At 42.7% G+C, this 23,573-nt stretch carries 22 protein-coding genes; 16 read left to right on the top strand and 6 right to left on the bottom strand.

Annotated features, from left to right (window positions below):
• Positions 1–2: 2 nt before the first annotated feature.
• The 4 genes from FAY33_RS08840 to fsa are packed head-to-tail and all read left to right on the top strand — an operon-like array spanning position 3 to position 2,645.
• Positions 3–938 (top strand): transketolase C-terminal domain-containing protein, encoded by a 936-nt coding sequence (locus tag FAY33_RS08840; protein ID WP_143320858.1) that lies wholly within the window; start codon positions 3–5, stop codon positions 936–938.
• On the top strand, positions 935–1,573 hold the full coding sequence (locus FAY33_RS08835) for an RpiB/LacA/LacB family sugar-phosphate isomerase (protein WP_143320857.1): 639 nt from the start codon (positions 935–937) through the stop codon (positions 1,571–1,573). The genes FAY33_RS08840 and FAY33_RS08835 overlap by 4 nt, the downstream gene beginning before the upstream one ends.
• 10 nt (positions 1,574–1,583) lie before the next feature.
• The gene (locus FAY33_RS08830; RefSeq protein ID WP_143320856.1) at positions 1,584–1,958 is read left to right on the top strand and encodes a VOC family protein; all 375 of its coding nucleotides are present in this window, start codon (positions 1,584–1,586) and stop codon (positions 1,956–1,958) included.
• Positions 1,959–1,991: 33 nt separating this feature from the next.
• Positions 1,992–2,645: a fructose-6-phosphate aldolase gene (gene fsa, locus FAY33_RS08825; RefSeq protein ID WP_143320854.1), complete on the top strand. Its 654-nt coding sequence runs from the start codon at positions 1,992–1,994 to the stop codon at positions 2,643–2,645.
• A 168-nt stretch (positions 2,646–2,813) separates the two neighbouring features.
• Here fsa and FAY33_RS08820 read toward each other — a convergent pair whose 3' ends face one another.
• The 5 genes from FAY33_RS08820 to FAY33_RS08800 all read right to left on the bottom strand — a co-directional run bounded on the left by FAY33_RS08820 (position 2,814) and on the right by FAY33_RS08800 (position 8,364).
• The gene (locus FAY33_RS08820) at positions 2,814–4,121 is read right to left on the bottom strand and encodes a HAMP domain-containing sensor histidine kinase (RefSeq protein WP_143320853.1); all 1,308 of its coding nucleotides are present in this window, start codon (positions 4,119–4,121) and stop codon (positions 2,814–2,816) included.
• Between the two features lie 4 nt (positions 4,122–4,125).
• Complete coding sequence (locus FAY33_RS08815) at positions 4,126–4,812, bottom strand: response regulator transcription factor (RefSeq protein ID WP_143320851.1); 687 nt, start codon at positions 4,810–4,812, stop codon at positions 4,126–4,128.
• Positions 4,813–4,997: 185 nt separating this feature from the next.
• The gene (locus FAY33_RS08810) at positions 4,998–6,977 is read right to left on the bottom strand and encodes a CotH kinase family protein (protein ID WP_143320849.1); all 1,980 of its coding nucleotides are present in this window, start codon (positions 6,975–6,977) and stop codon (positions 4,998–5,000) included.
• A 23-nt stretch (positions 6,978–7,000) separates the two neighbouring features.
• Positions 7,001–7,669, bottom strand: a complete 669-nt coding sequence (locus FAY33_RS08805) for a DUF4956 domain-containing protein (RefSeq protein ID WP_143320847.1) — start codon at positions 7,667–7,669, stop codon at positions 7,001–7,003.
• A 20-nt stretch (positions 7,670–7,689) separates the two neighbouring features.
• Positions 7,690–8,364, bottom strand: a complete 675-nt coding sequence (locus FAY33_RS08800) for a polyphosphate polymerase domain-containing protein (protein WP_143320845.1) — start codon at positions 8,362–8,364, stop codon at positions 7,690–7,692.
• A gap of 269 nt (positions 8,365–8,633) precedes the next feature.
• Here FAY33_RS08800 and FAY33_RS08795 point away from each other — a divergent pair, with 269 nt between their 5' ends.
• The 5 genes from FAY33_RS08795 (at position 8,634) to FAY33_RS08775 (ending at position 14,728) form a co-directional block, all read left to right on the top strand.
• Positions 8,634–10,505 carry a PrpR N-terminal domain-containing protein gene (locus FAY33_RS08795; protein WP_143320843.1) on the top strand — a complete coding sequence of 624 codons (1,872 nt, stop codon included), beginning with the start codon at positions 8,634–8,636 and terminating at the stop codon, positions 10,503–10,505.
• 150 nt (positions 10,506–10,655) lie between these two features.
• Positions 10,656–11,591: a 2-hydroxy-3-oxopropionate reductase gene (garR, locus tag FAY33_RS08790; protein ID WP_279231856.1), complete on the top strand. Its 936-nt coding sequence runs from the start codon at positions 10,656–10,658 to the stop codon at positions 11,589–11,591.
• Between the two features lie 19 nt (positions 11,592–11,610).
• Complete coding sequence (locus tag FAY33_RS08785) at positions 11,611–12,510, top strand: dihydrodipicolinate synthase family protein (RefSeq protein WP_143320839.1); 900 nt, start codon at positions 11,611–11,613, stop codon at positions 12,508–12,510.
• A gap of 98 nt (positions 12,511–12,608) precedes the next feature.
• Positions 12,609–13,775 carry a glycerate kinase gene (locus tag FAY33_RS08780; RefSeq protein ID WP_143320837.1) on the top strand — a complete coding sequence of 389 codons (1,167 nt, stop codon included), beginning with the start codon at positions 12,609–12,611 and terminating at the stop codon, positions 13,773–13,775.
• Positions 13,772–14,728: a hydroxyacid dehydrogenase gene (locus FAY33_RS08775; RefSeq protein WP_143320835.1), complete on the top strand. Its 957-nt coding sequence runs from the start codon at positions 13,772–13,774 to the stop codon at positions 14,726–14,728. Before FAY33_RS08780 ends, FAY33_RS08775 begins: the two co-directional genes overlap by 4 nt.
• Here FAY33_RS08775 and FAY33_RS08770 read toward each other — a convergent pair.
• Positions 14,723–15,217 carry an ECF transporter S component gene (locus FAY33_RS08770; RefSeq protein ID WP_143320833.1) on the bottom strand — a complete coding sequence of 165 codons (495 nt, stop codon included), beginning with the start codon at positions 15,215–15,217 and terminating at the stop codon, positions 14,723–14,725. The two genes, FAY33_RS08775 and FAY33_RS08770, sit on opposite strands and share 6 nt — an antisense overlap.
• A gap of 201 nt (positions 15,218–15,418) precedes the next feature.
• Between FAY33_RS08770 and FAY33_RS08765 the strand changes: the two genes are divergently transcribed.
• The 7 genes from FAY33_RS08765 to FAY33_RS08735 all read left to right on the top strand — a co-directional run bounded on the left by FAY33_RS08765 (position 15,419) and on the right by FAY33_RS08735 (position 23,559).
• Complete coding sequence (locus FAY33_RS08765; RefSeq protein WP_143320831.1) at positions 15,419–15,862, top strand: hypothetical protein; 444 nt, start codon at positions 15,419–15,421, stop codon at positions 15,860–15,862.
• A 19-nt stretch (positions 15,863–15,881) separates the two neighbouring features.
• Positions 15,882–18,044 carry a protein translocase subunit SecF gene (secF, locus tag FAY33_RS08760; protein WP_143320829.1) on the top strand — a complete coding sequence of 721 codons (2,163 nt, stop codon included), beginning with the start codon at positions 15,882–15,884 and terminating at the stop codon, positions 18,042–18,044.
• A gap of 237 nt (positions 18,045–18,281) precedes the next feature.
• Positions 18,282–19,652 (top strand): aldehyde dehydrogenase family protein, encoded by a 1,371-nt coding sequence (locus FAY33_RS08755; RefSeq protein ID WP_143320827.1) that lies wholly within the window; start codon positions 18,282–18,284, stop codon positions 19,650–19,652.
• Positions 19,653–19,834: 182 nt separating this feature from the next.
• Positions 19,835–20,347, top strand: a complete 513-nt coding sequence (locus FAY33_RS08750; protein WP_143320826.1) for a ferritin — start codon at positions 19,835–19,837, stop codon at positions 20,345–20,347.
• A 223-nt stretch (positions 20,348–20,570) separates the two neighbouring features.
• Positions 20,571–21,848, top strand: a complete 1,278-nt coding sequence (locus tag FAY33_RS08745; protein ID WP_143320824.1) for an extracellular solute-binding protein — start codon at positions 20,571–20,573, stop codon at positions 21,846–21,848.
• Positions 21,849–21,866: 18 nt separating this feature from the next.
• Positions 21,867–22,760, top strand: a complete 894-nt coding sequence (locus tag FAY33_RS08740; RefSeq protein ID WP_143320967.1) for a sugar ABC transporter permease — start codon at positions 21,867–21,869, stop codon at positions 22,758–22,760.
• Positions 22,744–23,559, top strand: a complete 816-nt coding sequence (locus FAY33_RS08735) for a carbohydrate ABC transporter permease (protein ID WP_347562672.1) — start codon at positions 22,744–22,746, stop codon at positions 23,557–23,559. The genes FAY33_RS08740 and FAY33_RS08735 overlap by 17 nt, the downstream gene beginning before the upstream one ends.
• Positions 23,560–23,573 lie beyond the last annotated feature (14 nt).

Here is a 23,573-nt window from a genome sequence, read left to right as displayed (position 1 = left end):
ACATGAGTGAATTAAAAGCAATCAGAGTAGCATACGGAGAAGCACTTGCAGAGCTTGGAACAGCAAACGAGAAGGTGGTTGTTATGGATGCAGATCTTGCCCATGCCACCATGACCGCGACTTTCGCAGAAAAATTTCCGGATCGTTTTTTCAATGCAGGAATTGCAGAAGCAAATATGGTTGATATGAGCGCGGGGCTTTCTACGATGGGATATATTCCTTTTTGCAGTACCTTTGCCATCTTTGGTGCAGGACGCGCCTATGAACAGGTTCGTAACGGTGTTGCTTACCCCAATTTCAACGTAAAACTGGGTATGACCCATTCCGGGATTACTCTTGGAGAGGACGGAGGAAGCCATCAGGCAATTGAAGACCTGGCACTGATGCGTGTTATTCCTGGAATGACGGTTGTTGTTCCCTGTGATGCCAGTGAGACTCACCGGGCAGTAAAGGCAGTGGCAGAGATGAAAGGACCGGCATATCTGCGTCTGGCAAGACTTCCCAGTCCTGTGTTTGAAAAGGAGATGCCTTTTGTGATCGGAAAAGCCAACGTGCTGGAAGAAGGCAGTGATGCCGTAGTCTTTGCCTGTGGCATCATGGTCGCCACTGTCCTTAATTGTGCAGAAAGACTAAAAACAGAAGGAAAATCCATTACAGTTGTGAATATGCACACAATAAAGCCTATTGACCGCGAATGTATCTTGCATTATTCGTCAAAATGCGGTAAGGTTATTACTGTAGAGGAGCATAGTACCATTGGCGGACTTGGTGATGCGGTGGGAGAGGTTCTTCTTGAGAATCAGTGTCATGTAACATTCAAAAAAATCGGTGTAAAAGACCGGTTTGGACAGTCCGGAAAACCAGAAGAACTTCTGGAAGAATACGGTCTGAGCCAGGAACAAGTATATCATCAAATCAAAGGAGTGTTGGAAGTATGAGAATCGCATTAATTAACGAGAACAGCCAGGCGGCTAAGAATGAATTGATCTATAAGAGTTTAAAGAAAGTTGCAGATACCAAGGGCTATGAAGTAGACAACTATGGAATGTATTCCCCAGAGGATTCCTGTTCCCTTACTTATGTACAGAATGGAATTCTTGCAGCTATCCTTTTAAATTCTGGTGCAGCAGATTATGTAATTACCGGATGTGGAACCGGATCAGGTGCCATGCTGGCATTAAACAGCTTTCCAGGTGTGATCTGCGGGCTTGTTATTGACCCAAGTGACGCATATATGTTTGCACAGATCAATGATGGCAATGCCATTGCAATGCCATTTGCAAAAGGATTTGGCTGGGGTGCTGAACTGAACCTGGAATATGTATTTGAAAAATTATTCTCAGAGGAAAGCGGACAGGGCTATCCAAGGGAGAGAGCCGTTCCGGAACAGAGAAATAAAAAGATCTTAGATGTAGTAAGAGAAAACAACTTAAAAGACATTCTCACCTGCTTAAAGGGCCTTGACCAGGAATTGTTAAAAGGTGCTATCAGCGGAGAGAAATTCAAAGACCTGTTCTTTGCACACTGTAAAGATGAAGCAATCGCAGAGTATGTAAAGAGCCTGCTTGCATAGGAGGTTTGCCATGCTGGTGAACAGACCGTCCGGAATTGCCCATGTGGCAATTCCCACCGACGATCCAGAGACAACAAAGGCATTTTATGAGAATCTGGGATTTACTTATCTGGTGGATGGGGGCATCCGGGGAATGCTCCAATGCGGAACCTGTGTGATTGAATTCTATCCAAGGCGTCAGGAGAAGAAGCCTGTGGGCAATATCGACCATATTGCCTTAACCTGTGACAATCTTGATGAAGCTTTTTTAGAAATTGTGGAACAGGGGCATAAGCTTATTTCCAATGGGATTGAGTCCAATCAGATGTTTGCTCCCAGAAATAACCGCTTTTTTATTTTTGAAGGACCAAATGGGGAAAAAATTGAATTTTGCAAGGTCAGTTAACAGGTACGAATAGAAAACCTAAGGAGAGTTGCAATGAGATTTTTTATAGATACAGCGAATACGGAAGATGTAAAGAAAGCAAATGATATGGGGATCATCTGCGGGGTAACTACCAATCCATCGTTAATTGCCAAAGAAGGCCGTGATTTTGGTGAAGTAATAAAGGAGATCACTTCCCTTGTGGATGGACCCATCAGCGGTGAGGTGAAAGCTTCTACCACAGATGCAGAAGGCATGATTGAAGAAGGCAGGCAGATCGCTGCCATTCATCCCAATATGATCGTAAAGATTCCAATGACACCAGAGGGATTAAAGGCTGTTAAGGTGTTACATGCAGAGGGAATTAAGACCAATGTAACCTTGATTTTTTCTGCGGCACAGGCACTTCTGGCTGCCAGAGCAGGAGCTGCTTATGTATCTCCATTTTTAGGTCGTCTTGACGATATCTCCATGCCGGGAATTGATTTAATCTGTGACATTACAGAGATTTTCCAGGTACATGGTATTGAAACAGAGATTATTGCGGCAAGCATTCGCAACCCGATTCATATCATTGACTGCGCAAAGGCAGGGGCAGATATTGCTACGGTTCCCTATGGCGTTCTGATGCAGATGATGAAACACCCTTTGACGGATCAGGGAATTGAAAAATTCCTGGCAGACGAAAGGGAAGCATTTGGGAAATAATAACATGGGAAAAAGAGGGTCTTCTCTATCGAGAAGACCCTCTTTTTTACTTTATAGGAAATATTGAAAGACGAAGTTGCCGAAGCCAAGAAAATACGTAAAGGTGTTTATCGTATTTTGCTACAGGAGCAGCGGGTATAGCAGCCACAGAAATCACAAGATGTGGAATTATAACATCGTGTTCGCTGCTTCTATAGGAATAAAAAACCAGAACGTACTGCCTTTGCCAACCTGTGAATCTACCCCGTATTCTCCTTTGTGCATCTCTACTATTTTTTTCACAATAGAAAGTCCAAGTCCTGTTCCCATTAAAGCTCTTTTGTGTTCCTTGTCAATTTTATAATATCTATCCCAAATAAATGGGAGGTTCTCTGCCTCAATTCCATCGCCAAAATCCCGGACGCTGATCTTTACTCTATCTTGTACATCTTCCACCCATACAGATATTTTTTTATCAACACCGGTGTAGTTGATGGCATTTGTCAAAAGGTTATAAAATGCCTGCTCCAATTTAACCTTATCGGCAAAAATGAGAACATCATCTGTGCCATCAAACTCCACAACATAACCATCTTTTTTGAGAATGGCATTCATTCGCTGTGTGATCGGCTGCAATGTATCGTGCAAATTAAACCATGTCGGGTTTAGTGTTTGAACGCCATTTTCAAATTTTGAAATATCCAGCATATCATTTACAAGCGATGTTAGACGGGTTGTTTCATCCATAATAACTTGTATTTGCTCTTGTGTTATCTCGCCCGGAAAATCGTGCATCATTTCAGAATAGCTATAAATTAGGCTGAGTGGCGTTCTCAGGTCGTGCGACACATTCGCAAGTAATTCCCGCCGCAGTGATTCGACCTTTGAAAGTTCATAGGCAGTAGTATTCAGTGTGTCGGAAAGCTCATGGATTTCTTGATACCCCTCGCCAGAAAAATGAACATCATAAATTCCAGCAGCAAGAACTTTTGCGCCTTCATTCAAGTTTTCAATGGGTTTTGAAACTGTTTTGGCTATGATGAAAGCTAGTACAATTGAAAGAACCACCATGATACCTGTCACATAATAAAGCTGAACCTTTATTGTGGATATGGTTGCACTAACTGGCGTAATGATAGCGTAAAATACCAGCGTAACCGTCTTTCCCTCGGCTGTGATAAAGTCCTTTGTTTTGGTAATGGTTTGCCGCATGGGAGGCATACCACCACGCGGTCTGTCTGGCGGCGCGAATTCATGAGCCGGGGAAACTAAAATTTCCGAATCATCAGCCAGTGACATGATGATTTGATTTAGTTTTGGGTTGTCAATGTTTTCTTCTATCAAAACAATGGCATCGTTAATTTCGTTTTTACGGATGCCCTCATACATCCGGTCAAGCAGAACTGTTTCAAACACCCATAAGACTGCCAAAAGCAAGCCGCAAAAGCCAAGCAAAAAGGCAAATATTTTCCACATCAAACGCCCGGATTTTTTCATCGTTTCACCCCTCAAACCGATACCCAAGCCCGCGCAAAGTTACAATCAGGTTTGCGTACTGTCCCAAAGATTTTCGCAACAGCTTTATGTGGGTATCTAATGTTCGGTCATCTCCAAAATAGTCATAGCCCCATACTTCGGTTAATATTTTTTCTCGTGGCACGGCAATGTTTTTGTTCCGGATCAGAAAAAACAACAAATCATATTCTTTGGGTGCCATGTTTGCCACTACGCCGTCAATAGTGACTTTGTGAGCAGTTAAATCAGCCTCAAAGCCAGCTATTTTAAAAACAACATGACCTTCGTTATTGGTATCACTATTTACTCTTCTGCTTGTTCTTCTAAGAATTGCGTTTATGCGCATCATAATTTCTTTTGAAGAAAATGGTTTTACAACATAGTCGTCAATACCAACTTCAAAACCAAGCACTTTGTCATACTCCTCGCTACGTGCCGATAGCATGATAACTGGTGTATCGGAAATCTTACGTATTTCTTTAACTGCCGAAAAGCCGTCCAACTCCGGCATCATAATATCCATTATGATAATGTCGAATGTTTCTTTCTGGCAGGCTTCAATAGCTTCCATACCATTAGAAGCCTCTGCTACCTCATAACCCTCGAAAAGAGCATAACGCTTTATTACGGCACGCAGACCGCTTTCGTCATCGCAAATCAATATCTTTGCCATAGAATTCACCACCTTGTTATGAAGTATTATACCATAGAAGTGAAGCGCTATGGTATAATTGGCCATCGCCATAGGCGGGCCATTTGAATACAGTATCATAACCCTGCCCTTTGTGATTATTATACCATGAAATAAATGGAATCACAGCAAAGTACGGCTGGAAGTTGATATCCAGCCGTTAACTTTTAGTAAGTCTTTTTCTTCCGCGCGATAAAAACTATTGCACCGGCTAGAACAAGCAATAAGGCAAGTGTCACAATCATAGTAGTAGGATTTAATGCGCTTTGAGTTCCTACGCTACTTTGCATGGCCGGAATATTGCCGGGGAACTGTCCTCGTTCTTTCTGATCGCCCCCGGGGAAGCCACTCTGTCTGTTTTGTACGTCAAATTCGCCATTGGCCATTTGATTCATAAGCTCCGCTGCCTGTTCAATCTGTTCTTCGGTCAAGTCTAAATCCAAAAGCTTGGCTTTAACATCTTCGGTCATTTCGTCGCCGCTTTCCTGCAAAATAGGGATGATTTTCTGTAACAGTTCGCGGTCAAACATATTGCCGCCGAACCCGCCGTGTCCACGCTCACCGCCACCAAAACCGCCATCCTTCTCACGGTCTCTGCCACCACCCATCATGCTTCCTAAGGCAGACAGATTGATGTGAGAAGCATCTATTAATGAACTTTTATCAGAATTTTGACCGTCTGTGGTCGATGGAATACTGCCGTCTAACTGTCCGGCAATGCTTTGCGCACGCAGTGTTGCAAGGTCAATTAAAACTGGAATGGATGTCTCATATGCTTCGTAAGTAGTGAAAGAGGTGGAGTCTCCTTTTACATAGCTGTTTATTTTATCGTCTAGCAACATTACCGTTTGTGCAAAAGTACCGCTTTCAAAATAGCCCTCCACAATCTGTTGCAAGTACTCATGATACTTCTCTTTGTATTCCGGTACTTCCAATAGCTTATCAATGAGAGGCCGGGATTCCATCGTAACACCACTCACCGGCGTATCAATGGGAAAATTCACAACACTGTCTGCACTTTCACTTTGGAAACCGCCAAAGGCAAGTCCATAGTCCCACGGTAAAATTGTTATTTTGCCATTACGCTCGTAGATGTAGTAGTTTTGTGCCATGCCGGATGAATAACTGTCAAGGTTCACAACAACCGTGTGTGCCGCCAGGTACCGCAATGTTTCATCTACATTAAAATATTCTTCAAGGTTCTTTCCTTCGCTTAAGTTTTTAAGGGCTCTTATCACTCGCTGTTTATCTTTATCGGAGTTTGACTTAAACTCCGCATTTTCAAAAATACTGCTGTAGCTGCTAATTTTATTATCCACATACACAAGGTCGCCTCCACCTCGGTTGTTCATGCCCCCCATAGGAAAGCCCCCCGTGCCACCCCCCGGTCTTTGCTTGTCGCCGTCCGGTGAATCCTGCTCACCGTCTCCCGAATTAGCTGGTGGCTGTCTCTGTGTATTATTCATTGCCTTTTGTGCTTCACCAGCATTTTGGTTGTCACTGTCGTCCGTAAGATCTTCATGTCTGCCCATAGAGATTTTTACGTTGTAAAGTTGTCCGCCTGATGTATCATAAATCCTATCAAGATAAGATTTATTGTAACGTTCAAGGGCAAGGAAAAAGCCATAATCTTCTCCATTTACAGTTACGCTTGCATAATTCATCAGAGGTGTATTTACACCGATGTATTTCATGATGTCGTAGGACAGATAGTCCTTCATATAGGTGGTATCGCCAACAAGGTTATTGATACAAAAGGTATCAAGTCCATAGTAGGTCTGCCCCTTTTTATAATGATTGAACTTGATGTTGATGCTATATCGGTCGCTGTCTTGCATCTGTGATACCTGTGATAAACTGGAATTGCCTTTTGTGCGTAAACCTACCGTAGTAAACAGTTCACCATTTATCATTAAATCTGCAGATATGTATTCTTTTGCGGTGGCGTTATCTAACATTTCCTGCCAGTCAGTTTCATTCACCTGAATATCCAGACTAATGATTTCGTCACCAAAAAGCCGTGATTTATACTCGACAACCTTTGCTTTTGTGTTTCCGTTTGCGACATATACAATTCCCACACAGAGAAGCAGTGACAGGCAGATAAGCAGGGCTGCAATTTTAGTTATATGCTTGCTATTTATCATCGCTTTCACCTTCCATTTGCTATTTACATATAGTAATCGCCATTGTAGCTTACTAATACTGCATTGGTTACGCCGCCAACATCCAACAAGTCATTTACAAATTTTACGGAAGAATCTTTAAGGCGAACTTCAACAGTAAGTTCAATTCCATTTTTTGATACATTTTTCGCTTTCACGATATGCTTTTTGGTCAGGTTTTTCACCATGTCAAGTGATTTTGTTTCGGCATTATCGTCATCACAGTTAATTACAATTACATAGGGTGTATCGTTTGTTTTGTGGTTTACGAAGATAAACAATACCAGCCCGATAACAACAGATCCAATAATGCCTAACGGAATGAGCCCAACACCTACGATAATTCCAACAGTAATCGACCAAAACAGATACACAAGATCAAGTGGTTCCTTTACAACCGTTCTGAAACGGACGATAGAGAGTGCGCCGACCATACCTAAAGATGTTATCAGGTTTGATGAAACTGCAAGAATAACAAGAGTGGTAATCAGGTTCATGGCGATTAGCGAGATGCCAAACGATGATGAGTACATAACACCATAATAGTTTTTTTTGTAAACCACAAAGATAAATAGTCCAATGACAAATGATATGGCCAATGCAGCCAGTATATCTGGAATGGAAAAAGATGCCGCCTTATTTAAAAATGAAAAATTCAGTAATTGTTCTAACATGATATATGCTCCTTTTATTATTATACTAATCGTGCCACCACATATTTTGAAAACTCTGTTTCGTACCGCCCATCTATCCGTATCATCTGCCGGATGATTTCTGGTATGAAGCCATCATACTTAACTTCTAATACCGCCATGTTTGCAGCCGGAGTAGTTACAAGTTCCGGATTAAAAAGTCCTTGGACGTTGTTTGAAGAACGAATATCATCATCAAATGTAATGCGCACATTACCGGCGAGATAGACGAAGGCTTCACGCTTATAATCCACAATTGTTTTGGGCCGCAAGTTTTGGTATTGAATTTTTGTGTAGAGCTCCATTGCCAAAGGGGAATCAATATTTTTTAAAACATCATACTGCCCCGCAATGATTAATCTGCACTGTTCTTCTGTAATTGCTGCGCTTTGCTTGTAGCACAACCTGTTCGCTTTGCTTTTTCTTTCCAATCGGATAAATGCAGGGTCATCGTTGTAAAACCGTATCCTGAACTTCTCCCGTTTACTTTGACCTGAAAGTTTTTCAACAACAGCTTTGTCGGCATAATTGTCAAAATACAGGCTTCTTATTTTATACTTGCCATTGCTGCCAGCATTGGCATCTGGCTTTGCGATGCACTTCATTTTTGAGCGAAGTTGAATATAATCTGACAAGTTAATATAAAGTTTGTGTTCATGTCTGCCGTGTTCTTCCATATTGTTACCTCCTGACAGACATATCATAAATGAGGTCTCTGAATTACAAGTGTCGCTTATCTGAACATTGGCTGAACTTTTCCTTGTGCGTCATTGTGGTACTGCTTTAAACAGAATAAGAATTTTATAAGAGAGTATAGGAAAAGATATTGCGTTTATATTAAACCGGTTTCAATCAGGCTTTTAGTCTTATTCTTCCGCTTTTTCATGATGGACAGACACAGGCTCCTGTAGTAGAATGACAGAAGAAAGCAGAAAAAGGAGTTATCATGGGAAAGATCGCATTACTTGTTTCCAGAGAGGAAATGCTTTATCAGGCTCATAACATCCTTCAGGAAAAAAATTATAACATCCATGAGATGAAAGTCATAAAGACTCAGAATTCTGTCTCTGAGGCAAGACAATCCATTGCAGGCGGAGCAACCATTATCATCGCCAGAGGGCTTCAGGCGTCATTAATCAAACAATATACGGATATTCCGGTTGTGGAGATCGTCATTACCGCCCAGGAGATGGCTCTTCTTGTGAGAAAAGCAAAACAGATCCTAAAGAAAGAGACTCCTGTCATCGGTGTGGCAGGTTTTCAGAACATGTTCTGCGATATGACGTATTTTGATGAGATTTATGACATTGAACTGCGGACTTATTTTGCAGAAAAAGGGGACCGTCTGGAGGAGATGGCAAAACAGGCGGTTAAAGATCAGGTGGATCTATTGATCGGCGGTGATACGGCTGTTGAGATCGCCGCAGAAGCTTCTATTGCTTCCCTGTTTCTTTCCAATACGGAAGATTCTTTAAAGAATGCGTTTTCCATGGCAGAGCGGGTGGATTATGCCATGGAGGTGGAAAAACGTAATGCAGCCCAGATTGAAACACTTTTGGATTATTCCTTCAACGGAGTAGCCAGACTGGATAGCCGGGGGATCATTGTGGATATGAATGCTGTCATGGAAGATATTCTTGGAAATGGAAAGAATCTGTTCATGCACCGCCCGGCATATGAGGTGTTTCCGGAGCTGAAAGGGGAACCGTTTCATCAGGTGCTGGAGTATGGAAGCGAATCCTATTCTTTGTTCATGCAGATCAACCGGGTATCCTTGTTTGCCATTGTGGCACCTGTGGTCATGGAAGGAAAGGTGGAAGGAGCCATCTTAACCTGTCACCGCATGAAAAAGGGGGGACTGAAAAAAGAGACTTCCAGAGGAAAGAAGGAGTCAAAAGGCTTTGTTGCCCTTGGAGCGTTTGAGGATATATTACAGGAATCAGTGGCGATGCAGGAGTGCGTCCGCTTATCAAAGCTCTATGCCTTATCAGAAAAGCCATTGTCCATCACGGGAGAGCCGGGGACGGAAAAGCGGCTTTTAGCCCAGAGCATTCACAATGCAGGAATCAATAAAGATGGTCCCTTTGCTGCCGTATCCTGTGAAGGTCTTGATGAAGCTGCTCAGTATGAAGCCATATTTGGGAACAAAGGTGCCGTGATTCATACAGCCGGCGGTTCTCTATTGCTGGAGGAGATTGAAAGCCTTACCAGAGCCAATCAGCACCGGCTATGCCAGCTTATCCGGTATAAGTCCATATCAGGGGCTGATTTTACAATGCAGCAGGGGATTCGGGTGCGGGTCATGGTTACTTCCAGACTTTCATTATCAGAGTATAAGGAAAGAGGAATACTGATTGAGGAACTATTTTATCTTCTGACCGGTCTGACTGTTACGATTCCGCCGCTGCGGGAACGAAAAGAGGATTTAAAGCAGAGATTAAACGATTGCATAAGAGGATGCTGTGAACATTATTCCAGATATCATGTTCTCACAAAAGGAGCAGAGGGGCTGCTGCTTGATTATTCCTGGAGCGGGAACCTGTATCAGTTGGAGAATTTTTGTGAACGCATGATTCTTACGGCGAATAAACGGAGTCTTGATGAGTCTTTTGTGAAACGCCTTCTGGAAGAACTTTATCCAGATAAGTGCCACAAAGACATGGAGGAAGAACAGGGCTGGTCTGAGATACCGGAAGAAGCCATTCGGATACAGGATGCAATGGTTCGTTTTGGAGGAAACCGTGAGGCAGCGGCAAAGGAACTGGGGATGAGTAAAACAACGTTTTGGCGGAAGAGGAAGAAGTATCATCTGGATTAGAATTTTGTTTTTAATGTGAAACGATAATGAAACGTTTTAGAAACAATAATGAAACCATATGCGGTTTGTATAAGAATTGTCCGATCATTCAGTAAAACCGCCTATAGTAAATTCTTCCTTATTTTCTTATAATCACAACATAGATGGCTGATTCCATCAGTTACTGACAATGGATTAAAAGAGAGGATGAATAACATGAAGATTGGATTTATTGGATTAGGAATCATGGGAAAGCCCATGGCAAAGAATTTGTTAAAAGCTGGACATGAACTGACTGTATTTGACCATAAAAAAAGTTCGGTGGAAGAACTGGTATCTGCAGGAGCAACAGAAGCTTCCAGCGGTAAGGAAGTGGCTGCTGTCAGTGAAGTCGTGATTACTATGGTGCCCAATTCCCCCCATGTGAGAGCGGCTGTACTTGGAGAAAACGGAGTAGCAGAAGGTGCAAAACCAGGAACGGTTGTGATTGATATGAGTTCCATTGACCCAACAGAAAGCAAAGCCATCGGAAAAGAACTGGAAGCATTTGGAATTGACATGTTAGACGCCCCTGTATCCGGCGGAGAGCCAAAAGCCATTGACGGAACACTTTCGGTTATGGTTGGAGGAAAAAAGGAGCTGTTTGATAAATATTATGACATGCTTATGGTCATGGCAGGTTCCGTCGTTTATGTAGGCGATCTTGGTTCTGGTAATGTTGCCAAACTTGCCAATCAGATCGTGGTTGCTGTGAACATTGCCGCTGTATCAGAAGCTTTAACCTTTGCTAAAAAAGCAGGTACAGATCCTGAGCTGGTATACCAGGCAATCAGGGGCGGTCTTGCAGGCTCCACCGTTATGGACGCCAAAGCACCTATGATTTTAAACCGCAACTTTAATCCTGGTTTCCGGATTGAACTTCATATCAAAGATTTAAACAATGCCTTAAATGCAGCTCATGCCATCAGTTCTCCCGTTCCGTTAACCGGACAGTTAATGGAGATGATGCAGGGATTAAAAGCCGATGGATTGGAAAAAGAAGATCATTCCAGCCTTGTTAAATATTACGAGAAGATCGCCAACACCACAGTAAAGCCAGCCGAATAAAAAGGGGAAAGGGTACATAATGAATACAGATTTTATAAAAGGTGTGATTGTTCCGATCCTCACTCCTGTTGATGAAAATGAACTGATTGATGAGAAAAGACTAAGAGATCAGGTAGATTATGTGATCGAAGGCGGAGTCCTTGGAATTCTGGCATTTGGAAGCAATGGTGAATTCTATGTGATCGAAGAAGATGAGATGGAACGTGGACTGGACATTATGGTGGATCAGTCCGCCGGACGGGTCCCCGTATACTTTGGGATCGGTGCTATCAGCACGAAGAAGTGCTGCCGTCTTGCCAAAATGGCAGTAGAGCATAAAGCCTCCGGCATATCTGTGCTACAGCCAATGTTTTTAAAGCCTACAGAAGAAGAACTGTATGAGCATTTTAAAACCATTGCCCAGTCTGTTCCAGAGACTCCGGTTCTCTTATACAATAATCCAGGCAGAGTGAACTACACCATGTCTGCCGATCTGGTGGAACGCCTTGCAACGGATGTCAAAAATATTGTAGGAATGAAAGACACCAGCGGAGATATTACCCAGACATCGGAATTCATCCGCAGAACCCGCCACCTTGGATTTAAGGTGTTTGGAGGAAAAGATACTCTTCTTTATGCTTCCATGTGTCATGGAGCCGTGGGCGGAGTGTGTACGGCGGCTAATTTTATGCCGGAGCTGATTACGGATGTGTATAATAAATACATAGAAGGGGATTTAAAAGGGTCTTTAGAGGCACAGTTTAAATTAAATCCGGTCCGTCTTTCCATGGACCCTGCCAGTTTCCCGGTAGCGGCAAAGGATATGGCGAATCTGAGAGGAAGGAACGTAGGGCTTCCTTATAAACCAAATCTGGCAACCCAGGAAGGTCCGGTTCTGGAGCGAATTAAAAAAGAGATGAAGACAGCGGGATTGCTTTGATTTTTATGATCTGCTGTGGTTTTAATGAAACAAGACTGGTGGCGCCTGTTGCCGCCAGTCTGTTTTCGCTATAAATAGAAAGAAAAGAGGTATGAAATATGAAGCTGTTATTTGCATCTGATTCCTTTAAAGGCTCTTTGACTTCCAGACAGATTGTTGCCATTCTGACCGAAACGGCAAAACAGATATTTCCCTCCTGCCAGTGCACTGGAATCTCCGTTGCCGACGGAGGGGAAGGAACAGTGGAGGCGGTAGTACAGGCAATGAATGGACAGATTCAGACCATAGATGCCCATGGTCCTTTCATGGAACCGGTATCCTGTTCCTATGGTGTATTTCACGGAGATCATGCCGTCATTGAGATGGCGGCTGCTTCTGGTCTTCCCATGGTGCCGGAGGAGAAGAGAAATCCTCTTCATACCACCACTTATGGCACCGGAGAGATGATCCGTGATGCTCTGGACCGGGGATATCGAAAGATTGCGATTGCCATTGGGGGAAGTGCAACCAATGATGGAGGAATGGGAGCCATGGTGGCTCTTGGAATCCGTTTCCTTGATAAAGAGGGGAATCTGCTTGCTGGTTTTGGGTCTGATCTGGAAAATGTAAAATCCATTGATTTAAGTGCCCTTCATCCGGCTGTAAAGGAGACGGAGTTTACTGTCATGTGCGATGTAACCAATCCCCTTACCGGTCCTGATGGGGCTACTTATACTTTTGGAAAACAAAAGGGAGGCACAGCAGAGATTCTTTCTCAGTTGGAAAAAGGCATGGAAAACTATGCGTTCCGGTTGAAAGAACTGACTGGAATTGATGTGAATCAGATCAAAGGAACCGGGGCAGCAGGAGGGCTTGGTGCCGCACTTAAGGTCTTCCTTCATGCGGATATGAAGTCTGGAATTGACACCGTTTTGGACCTTATTGAATTTGATTCCATGCTGGAAGGGGTGGATCTGGTTATTACCGGAGAAGGACGTATGGACTGGCAGTCCGCGTTTGGAAAGGTTCCAAGTGGTATCGGTATGCGCTGTCGGGCAAAGAACATTCCTGCCATTGCCATTGTAGGCGGCATGGGAGATGGAGCAGAGCAGTTATATGATTTTGGAATTGAGAGTATTGTAACAACAGTTTCTGGAATTATGTCAATCGAAGAAGCCATGGAACGGGCGGAGGAATTGTACCGCAATGCGGCAGAACGGACTTTCCGCATGCTCCGGGCGGGAAAATGTCTGGGACAGACGGAGAAAGGGGAGGAAATAAGATGAGTGGTAAGGTGTTGATTCCTCAGGATATTGCTTTGGAGGGAAAGGAATTCTTAACAGAGCGTGGCTATGAGATCAAGATGGGAAGCGGTGTATCAGAGGCAGATATCGGCCGGGATGTACAAGATTGCGATGCCATTCTTTTAAGAACCGCACCAGTGGGCAAAGCAGTACTGGAAGCAGGGAAAAATTTGAAAATTGTAGCTCGTCACGGGGCAGGATATAATAATATAGATCTTGCCGTAGCCAGCCAACTTGGTATATGGGTTACCAATACTCCTGATGCTACAACCACCTCTGTTGCAGAGTTTACCATAGGTGCCATTGCCGCTGCAGCAAAGAGAACCGTTTTGCTCCATAAGGCAATGCTTGATAGTAATTTTTATTATAAGAACAGTCATAAAGGGATGGATCTGTATCAGAAGACTCTGGGAATCATTGGTTTTGGTCGGATTGGCAGAGAAGTTGCAAAAAAGGCGAGTCTTGCTTTTGATATGAAAGTCATCGCTTACGGACCTCATTTAACAGAAGATTCCTTACCGGATTATGTGAGTCTGGCAAGCTGGGAACAGATATTCCAGCAGTCTGACTTTATCTCTCTTCATGTTCCGCTGACCTCTGGTACCAGTGAAATGGTTGGGGAAAAGGAATTTGATTTAATGAAAAAGAGTGCTTATCTGATTAACTGTGCCAGAGGAGAAGTGGTATGCGAATTGGCACTGGCAAAAGCAGTGGAGTCCGGGAAGATTGCAGGTGCATTTATAGATGTATTTCACCAGGAACCACCCCAAAAAGACAATCCCCTTCTTTCTCTTGAACAGGTGGTGGTAACTCCTCACATGGCATCCAATACGGAAGAATGTATGATTAAAATGGCAGTACAGGCAGCAGCCCAGATAGATCTGGTTCTATCTGGGAAAAGGCCATCGTGGCCGGTGAACTGCCCGGTTCTATGATACAAATCTTGCCGTAATGTTTTTAAGAACGGGAAGCAGACATCCGGCTGTTACAAGACTTGCAATGTTCTGAATCATATTAAATGGAACGTTGATCAGAGCAGGGGAGAGTCCATATAAAATCAGTTCAAATAAAAAATATCCTCCGGTAATAATAACACTGCATAAAATACCTGCACTTAGAAATGGAAGGTGTGAAAACTTCCGGTAGATCAATCCTGCAAAAAAAGCTGCCAGTGCTTTAATAAAAAAAGTGGCTGGCGCATAAAGAACGTAGCCGGAGAGCAAGTCTGCCAGCATGGAGCCAAGCCCTCCGGCGGCGGCTCCTAAAAAGGGTCCGAGAAGCAGTCCGCTTAACAATACCATTCCATCTCCCAGATGGATGTATCCCTGAAAAGCAGATGGAATGCGAATTACCATTGTAGCGGTTGCAGTCAATGAGATCATTAAGGCTGTGAAGACAATCTTTTTGATTTTTCCGTTGTTCATGATTTCCTCCTAAAATAAAAGATGTTTGATTTCAATCAATCATACAGCAAAAGTGGCATTGCTAAAATATCCAATATAATGAAAAATGTACATACCAGTTACAACCCGCAGTTGTATTTCTAAAAAATTTGTAGTACAATGCTCTTTGAAATATAAATCCGGAAAACAATGGATTTGTGTATTCGTTACAGGAGGGTACCTATGGGATACCAGACGAAAGGCAGTGAAGGAATACGAAGAATCTTAGCCTACATATTTTGTATTGCTCTGCTGTTGTCAGAATTTCATATTTTCCCTGTTGATGTGGGAAAAAGACTGCCTCATGCCATTAAAAAGACGGTTTCGGAGCGGGGTGCAGGTCATCGGGGATCAAAAGGACTTTTAGAGATTGCAGGTGCATTTGACGATGATACCGATAATGAACTGATTCCGAATTCAAGCGGCAGATTCTCCATTGGAGTTTCTCCGGTAAAATATCTGATTGCAGGCACAGAGCTTTTATTTGTTCCGCTGATTCTATGGGCGGTTATTATTGTTTTGCTGCAGGCAGGCTATATCAGCAGAATGTTTCTGATCCGGTTTATCCACGATTCGGATGGAGAAAAAGGAGAATTTTCATGCGCTAAAATTATGTGTGAAAATTAAACAGAAAAGAGGATATTTTATGAAACCAGGAAAGAAAATGCTTGGGTTGATTTTCGTTATTCTTGCAGCCGTATGTGCACTTGCCGTATTTGGTCTTGGAAGCGATATCAAGGGCATCTTTGAGATGCGTTACGGCATTGATATACGAGGAGGGGTTGAAGCTGTTTTTGAACCCCAGAATCTGGACCGGAAGCCAACAGAAGAGGAGCTTCAGGCGGCAAGAGAAATCATTGAAACCAGAATGGATAACCAGAATATTTCTGACCGTGAAGTTACGGTGGATAAAAATTCCGGTTATATTATTGTACAGTTCCCATGGAAGTCTGGAGAAACTGATTTTAACCCGGAAGATGCCATTGCGGAACTGGGTCAGATGGCAGAACTGAGCTTTAAAGATCCGGAAGGAAATGTGATGATCCGGGGAAAAGACGTAAAGACTGCAACACCTCAGACCACCTCGGACAAAGGAGTCAAGGCTTATAATGTAACCTTAAGCTTTACTGCAGAAGGTGCAAAGCTTTTTGAAGAAGCTACTGGCAAACTGATTGGGAAGAGAATGAGCATCTATATGGATAAAGATCTGATTTCCAGCCCAACAGTGCAGACAAAGATCTCCGGAGGTCAGGCGGTTATCACGGGAATGAGAGATTATAATGAGGCGAAAAGTCTGGCAGAAAAGATCAATGCAGGAGCGCTTCCGTTTTCCCTTGCAACCTCTAACTTCTCCACCATCAGCCCGGCTCTCGGTAATAACGCTCTTTCGATTATGATTGATGCAGGAATTGCTGCATTTATTATTATCTGTATCTTTATGATCGGTGTCTATAAATTGCCTGGAGTCTCTGCCTGCATTACTTTATTTTTGCAGATGGTGATTCAGTTACTGGCACTTTCCATTCCGCAGTATACCCTGACCCTTCCAGGTATTGCAGGTATTATTCTGACGTTGGGAATGACCGTAGATACCAACATTATTACATCAGAACGTATATCCGATGAATTAAAACAGGGTGCGTCCATCAAAGGCGCTGTGACTCATGGATATAAGAATGCTTTTTCTTCTGTTTTTGACGGTAATATTACGGCAGCAATTATTGCAGCTATATTAATGGCACTTGGTTCGGGGACCATGTTGAGTTTTGGTTATACACTGATGATGGGTATGATCATTAACTTATGTATTGGAATTCCTGTATCAAAGCACTTGCTTTTATCCTTTATTGAGAATGGAAAACTGGCAGAAGTGAAACATTTCCGGGTCAGAAAAGATATTAAAACCATACCATTTTATCAGAAGAAATATCTTTTTGCCATTATTTCCGGTGTTATTACGATTGCAGGAATTGCAGGCTGCTACACCAAAGGCGTTACCTTAGATACTCAGTTTACCGGAGGTGCTGTATTAAGCTATTCCGTATCCAATGATGCGGATACCGATAAAATCCAGGCAGCCGTGGAGAAAGAGACCAACAGACCGGTTACTGTTCAGATTAAAGAAGATAATATGACAGGATTAAAGAGACTTTCTGTTACCTTTGCAGGAAATGCAGGAATGTCGCCGGATGCACAGAAAGCTATTACAGATGCCATTAACAGCACTTCTGACCAGGTAAATGCAAAGCTTTCAGAAACCTATGTTGTAGAGCCTTATATTGGTGCGAAAGCATTAAAGAACGCAGGTCTTGCCATAGGACTGGCATTGCTGTTTGTCATTGTCTATGTATGGATCAGATTCTCAGCCATATCCGGACTGCCCGCAGGAGTTACGGCAATGATCGCTCTGTTCCATGATACCATGGTGGTGTTCTTTGCATTCGTGTTGTTTGGAATCCCGCTCAATGATGCGTTTGTGGCGGTGGTCCTTACGATCATTGGATATTCCATCAATGATACCATTGTTATTTATGATAGAATTCGGGAGAACAAGAAACACAACAGCAAGCTTTCTGTTGCGGATCTGGTTGATATCAGTACCAGCCAGACCCTTGGAAGATCCATTAATACTTCTCTCGCAACCACAATCTGTGTGGTAATTATCCTGGCTGCATCCATGTATTTTCAGATTGAATCTATTATTGAATTCTCTCTGCCAATGCTGTTTGGTGTGGTTACGGGATGTTATTCCTCTATCTGTGTTGCCGGTACGTTATGGGCAATGTGGGAGAAAAGAAAAGAACGTTAAAAGACAAAAGAAACCGGAAAGTCATAAAAGTTGTGGCTTTCCGGCTTTTTACTTTTGCAGTAAAAGTGGATTTTGCATGAAACAGGGAAAAGCAGCTATACTATAACATTTATAGATTCTAATTAGGGCGTGTCTGAAAACTCATTGATCCAATCTGCACGTCCCACGAAGTGTGACGCACATCTTGAAACAATGAGTTTTTAGACACACCCTGATAAGAATACCGGAGGTGCATGGATGATCATCAACAAGGTAATAGAAAAGCAGAAAAAGTTTTATAAGTCAGGAATTACTCTGAACCCGGAATACCGGATTGCAAGTCTGATCCGGCTGAAAAAGTCTATAAAAAAACATAGGAACCAACTGGAAAAAGCCTTGTATACAGATCTGGGGAAGAGTTCCTATGAAGCGTATTTAACGGAAGTGGGATTTATCTTAAATGAGTTGACGGAGATGATCTGCAATACAAAACGTTTTTCCAGGAATCAGCTTGTTCTGCCCTCAAAGATGCAGATTCCTGCCTTGTGCTACAGAAGTCCTCACCCTTATGGAAGAGTGCTGATTATCTCTCCCTGGAACTACCCATTTATGCTGTCTATGGGTCCTTTGCTGGGAGCAGTGGCAGCAGGAAACTGTGTCATTGTAAAACCAAGTGAATACAGCGAACATACCTCTCTTGTAATCAAGGACATTATTGAGGATGCGTTTGAACGGGGTCATGTGGATGTGATTCTGGGCGGAAAAGAAGAGAATACAGAGTTATTGGAACACCGTTTTGATTACATCTTTTTTACAGGAAGCAAGGCGGTTGGAACCATTGTCATGGAAAAAGCAGCCCGCCATCTGACTCCGGTTACTTTGGAACTGGGAGGGAAAAGTCCTTGTATTGTAGATGAAACCGCTGATCTAAAACTGGCAGCCAGGCGAATCGTATTTGGAAAGCTTATTAATGCCGGTCAGACCTGCGTGGCGCCGGATTATATTCTGGTTCAGGAATCGGTAAAAGATCAACTGATGTTTTATTTGAAGGCATATATGAAAAAAAATCTTGGAAAAGATGTTCTGAATAATAAAAGCTATGGAAAGATCATCAGCCAGAGGCATTTTGACCGCCTTATCAGTTTATTAAAAGATCAGGATATATATTACGGAGGAAAGAGCGACAGGGAAACGTGTTTGCTGGAACCTGCTATTTTAGACAATGTAAGCAAAGAAAGTCCTGTGATGCAGGAGGAGATCTTTGGCCCGATTCTTCCGGTGACCTCATACCGTTCTTTCCATGAGGTGATTGATTATATCAATGAAAAGGATACGCCTCTGGCTCTTTATTTCTTTACCAGATCAGGGAGAAGATTTGCTAAATTAAGAAAGCACTGTAATTTCGGCGGGGGCTGTCACAATGATACCATCTTACACCTGGCAACCGGTCATATGCCTTTTGGAGGTGTAGGCGGCAGCGGCATGGGCGGATATCACGGGAAATACAGTTTTGATACCTTTACCCATTACCGCAGTATTATGAGAAATTGTGGAAGACTGGATAATCCGCTTCGAAACAGACCATATACCTCTGGAAAAGAGTTCTTGCTGAAGCAGATCATCAAATAGGTATCTTATAGAAGATAAATATACAAATAAGAAGATAAGTGCTTAATTGTCTGACGTTATATTTAATAATTATTTTATGATATATGATTGAAAAATTATGGTCAAAGTGTTAGAATATAGTAACACCAGAGGAAATCAAGAATCTGGTGTGAAAAACAGAGAGAAGAAAGGGGTATTTGATAATGTTGGATAAGACAATTATAGAAAAAATAAATAAACAGATTAATTTTGAATTCTATTCTGCTTATGTTTATCTCGATATATCAAACTATTATGCAGAAAACAATTTAAACGGATTTGCAAACTGGTTTAAGATCCAGACCCAGGAAGAACGTGATCATGCTTTGCTCTTTATGGATTATCTTCTTAACAATGGTGCAAAAGTTGAATTGGGAGATGTGAAAGCTCCTCACTATATATATGAAGATTTCCGCCAGCCGACGGTAGAAGCTTATGAGCATGAGCTGAAAGTAACCAAGGCAATCCATGATATTTATGGGGCTGCGTATGATTTAAAAGATTACCGTACCATGCAGTTTCTGGACTGGTTCGTAAAAGAACAGAGTGAGGAAGAGAAGAATACGGATGATATCATTAAACGATATGATTTATTTGGACACGATGCCAAAGGGCTTTATTTAATTGATTCGGAACTGGCTGCAAGAGTTTATGCACCTCCGACACTGGTGCTTTAATGGAATAAGAATTTATCTTACTTAGAGAAGCTGTTCTCTATGGTGCAGGAAACTGCATCATAGGGAGCAGCTTTTTTAACCCCTTTCTTATATCTGAGGATAAAACGATTAAGTAAAATGCCAAAAAGAAGCATGTTCGGGACAATCTGATCGTAAGATGAAACAGATGATTGGATTATTTCCTGTCCGTTTAAAAATTATCATAATAGAGGAGGAGTTTGGTATGAAGAAAGTTGGATTATTTCTGTTGGCAGGGGCTGTGGCATTTTTGACTGCATGCAGCCCGGGGAAAGACTTACAGGCATCCAATGAATTGACGGTCTGGTGCTGGGACCCGGCATTTAATGTCTATGCCATGGAAGAAGCAGCAAAGGTCTATCAAAAGGAACATCCGGATGTTAAAGTCAATGTGGTGGAGACCCCGTGGGCTGATGTACAGACGAAGCTGACTACAGCGGCAACCTCAGGCAATCTGGATTCCCTTCCGGATATTTTGCTGTTACAGGATAATGCGTTTCAGAAAAATGTCATCAGCTATCCGGACGCATTTGAAGATCTGACAGAAAGCGGAGTTGATTTTTCTAAATTTGCAAAAGCAAAAACAGCCTATTCTGTTGTGGAAGGGAAAAATTATGGTGTGCCTTTTGACAACGGAACAGTAGTAGCCTGTTATCGTACCGATGTTTTAAAGGAGGCAGGTTATACCATAGAAGATTTTACAGATATTACCTGGGGAGAATATCAGACCATGGGAGAAAAGGTTTTGGCAAAGACGGGAAAACCTCTGCTTTCCTGCCAGGCGGGAGAGTCAGACTTGATTATGATGATGCTTCAATCTGCCGGAGGAAGTTTATTTGATCAGGATGGAAACCCAGATATGGCAGGAAACCAGACTTTAGAACGGGTTATGGAGACTTACGCTTCTCTGGTGAAAAGCGGAGTACTTGTGGAGGTCAATGACTGGGATCAATATGTAGGAACCATGACCAACGACACTGTAGGGGGAACCATGAACGGATGCTGGATCATGGCAAGCATACAGACTGCAGAGGATCAGGCAGGAAATTGGGGAATTACCAACATGCCCCGTTTAGAGCAGGTAGATGGGGCAACAAATTATTCCAACAACGGCGGCTCTAGCTGGGCGGTTATGTCCGCCTGTAAAAACAAAGAGCTGGCATTTGATTTTTTAAGCAAAACCTTTGCAGGAAGCAAAGAACTGTATGAAACCATTCTTCCCAAATCTGGTGCCATGACAACGTATCTTCCGGCAGCAGATAGTAAGGTGTATGAGGAACCGCAGGAATTCTTTGGTGGGGAAGCTGTTTATGCCATGATTACTGATTATGCGTCAAAGGCGCCATCCAACAACACGGGTGTTTATTATTATGAAGCAAGAGATGCAGTGGCTACGGCGATTACAAAAATTGTAGCAGGAGGAGAGATTGCAGCGGAGATCAAGACGGCAGAAGATACGGTAAGGTTTGCAATGGGGCAATAGGCAGGAGGTGAAAGTTTGATAAGAAATTCAAAGAAGCAGTTGTCTCTGGGACAGAAACAGAGTCTGGCGGGCTGGACATTCTTAACTCCTGCCGCATTGTTGATTGCAGTTATGAGCTTTCTCCCTATGATTCAGGCATTGATTCTGTCCTTTCAGACTGGAATCGGGGCTAAGACAAGATGGGCGGGAACAACCAATTACCTGCGTATGGCACAGGATGGAGTTTTTATTCAGGCACTGAAAAATAACTTTATATACCTGGTTATTCAGGTTCCCATGATGCTCATGTTGGGATTAATTCTGGCTTCCCTGCTTAATCACAAGGATTTAAGATTCAAAGGGGTATTCCGTACCGCTATTTTTCTTCCCTGTGCCACTTCCCTGGTGTCTTATGCAGTGATTTTCCGCTCTTTATTTGCGGTAGACGGGCTGGTCAATGTTCTGTTGATCAAGTTTGGAATCCTTTCTACAGGATATAATTTTCTGGGGCATCCAGGCAGTGCCAGAGTTGTAATAATTCTGGCACTTATATGGAGGTGGACCGGTTATAATATGGTATTTTACTTATCTGGTCTGCAAAATATTGAATATACGGTTTATGAAGCGGCAAAAATTGACGGGGCTTCTCCCGTACAGTCTTTTTTACGGATAACCATCCCATTGTTAAAGCCAACTATTTTACTGACCGCGATTATGTCAACCAATGGAACATTGCAGTTATTTGATGAATCTGTGAACTTAACCAATGGAGGACCTGCCAATGCCACCATTACCATGTCTCACTATATATACAATGTTTCTTTCAAATATGTACCAAACTTTGGTTATGCGGCAGCCATGTCCTACTTAATTCTTCTGTTGGTAGCAGTTCTTGCATGGGTACAATTAAAGGTAGGTGATAAACGTGACTAAAGGAAAGAAAATTGGTGCTTATACATTTTTAATTGTTGTATCTTTTATCTCTGCGTTTCCTTTATACTGGATGCTGGTGGCGGCAACCAATAAGAGTGTGGATGTAAGCCGGGGAACCTTACTGTTTGGAACGGCTCTTTGGGATAATGGGGAAAAACTGCTGTCTTCCCAAAATGTGAGTTCAGCTCTTTTTAACTCCTTTCGGTATTCTGTCACCATGACAGCATTATCCTTATTTATCTGTTCCCTTGCAGGTTATGGATTTGAAGTGTTTCATAATAAGGCGAAGGACCGGGTTATGACCTTGATTCTACTGGCAATGATGGTTCCCTTTGCGGCAACCATGATTCCCCTTTATAAAATGTTTTCAAAGGCGGGGCTTTTAAACAGTACCCTGGGCTTTATTCTTCCCACCATTTCCACCCCGTTTTTAATCATGATGTTCCGGCAGAGTGCCAGGTCATTTCCTGTTGATATTATGGAGGCGGCAAGGCTTGACGGTCTGACGGAATTCCAGATTTTTTACCGGATGTTTGTGCCCACTATGCGTTCTAACTATGCAGCAGCCATGACCATAACGTTTATGAATGCCTGGAACAGTTATCTCTGGCCAAAAGTAATTATGTCTGATGCCAAAAGCATTACCATGCCCATGCTGGTGGCAAATCTTACGGAGGGATATGTGACGGATTACGGTACTCTTATGCTGGCTGTTTTGATTTGTACCATTCCCACTGTAATTATTTTCTTTATTCTTCAAAAAAGCTTTGCAGAAGGGATCACAGGTGCGGTAAAATAAGGTTGTACATAAAA

The organism is Clostridium sp. HBUAS56010, assembly GCF_007115105.1.
Classification (GTDB): Bacteria; Bacillota; Clostridia; order Lachnospirales; family Lachnospiraceae; genus Lacrimispora.
Note: the sequence above shows the minus strand (reverse complement) of the source record. Positions and strands in the feature narration are given on the sequence as shown.

Coding starts and splice junctions, on each gene's coding strand:
- FAY33_RS08840 (WP_143320858.1), top strand. CDS start 3: ATGAGTGAATTAAAAGCAATCAGAGTAGCATACGGAGAAGCACTTGCA.
- FAY33_RS08835 (WP_143320857.1), top strand. CDS start 935: ATGAGAATCGCATTAATTAACGAGAACAGCCAGGCGGCTAAGAATGAA.
- FAY33_RS08830 (WP_143320856.1), top strand. CDS start 1,584: ATGCTGGTGAACAGACCGTCCGGAATTGCCCATGTGGCAATTCCCACC.
- fsa (WP_143320854.1), top strand. CDS start 1,992: ATGAGATTTTTTATAGATACAGCGAATACGGAAGATGTAAAGAAAGCA.
- FAY33_RS08820 (WP_143320853.1), bottom strand. CDS start 4,121: ATGAAAAAATCCGGGCGTTTGATGTGGAAAATATTTGCCTTTTTGCTT.
- FAY33_RS08815 (WP_143320851.1), bottom strand. CDS start 4,812: ATGGCAAAGATATTGATTTGCGATGACGAAAGCGGTCTGCGTGCCGTA.
- FAY33_RS08810 (WP_143320849.1), bottom strand. CDS start 6,977: ATGATAAATAGCAAGCATATAACTAAAATTGCAGCCCTGCTTATCTGC.
- FAY33_RS08805 (WP_143320847.1), bottom strand. CDS start 7,669: ATGTTAGAACAATTACTGAATTTTTCATTTTTAAATAAGGCGGCATCT.
- FAY33_RS08800 (WP_143320845.1), bottom strand. CDS start 8,364: ATGGAAGAACACGGCAGACATGAACACAAACTTTATATTAACTTGTCA.
- FAY33_RS08795 (WP_143320843.1), top strand. CDS start 8,634: ATGGGAAAGATCGCATTACTTGTTTCCAGAGAGGAAATGCTTTATCAG.
- FAY33_RS08785 (WP_143320839.1), top strand. CDS start 11,611: ATGAATACAGATTTTATAAAAGGTGTGATTGTTCCGATCCTCACTCCT.
- FAY33_RS08780 (WP_143320837.1), top strand. CDS start 12,609: ATGAAGCTGTTATTTGCATCTGATTCCTTTAAAGGCTCTTTGACTTCC.
- FAY33_RS08775 (WP_143320835.1), top strand. CDS start 13,772: ATGAGTGGTAAGGTGTTGATTCCTCAGGATATTGCTTTGGAGGGAAAG.
- FAY33_RS08770 (WP_143320833.1), bottom strand. CDS start 15,217: ATGAACAACGGAAAAATCAAAAAGATTGTCTTCACAGCCTTAATGATC.
- FAY33_RS08765 (WP_143320831.1), top strand. CDS start 15,419: ATGGGATACCAGACGAAAGGCAGTGAAGGAATACGAAGAATCTTAGCC.
- secF (WP_143320829.1), top strand. CDS start 15,882: ATGAAACCAGGAAAGAAAATGCTTGGGTTGATTTTCGTTATTCTTGCA.
- FAY33_RS08755 (WP_143320827.1), top strand. CDS start 18,282: ATGATCATCAACAAGGTAATAGAAAAGCAGAAAAAGTTTTATAAGTCA.
- FAY33_RS08750 (WP_143320826.1), top strand. CDS start 19,835: ATGTTGGATAAGACAATTATAGAAAAAATAAATAAACAGATTAATTTT.
- FAY33_RS08745 (WP_143320824.1), top strand. CDS start 20,571: ATGAAGAAAGTTGGATTATTTCTGTTGGCAGGGGCTGTGGCATTTTTG.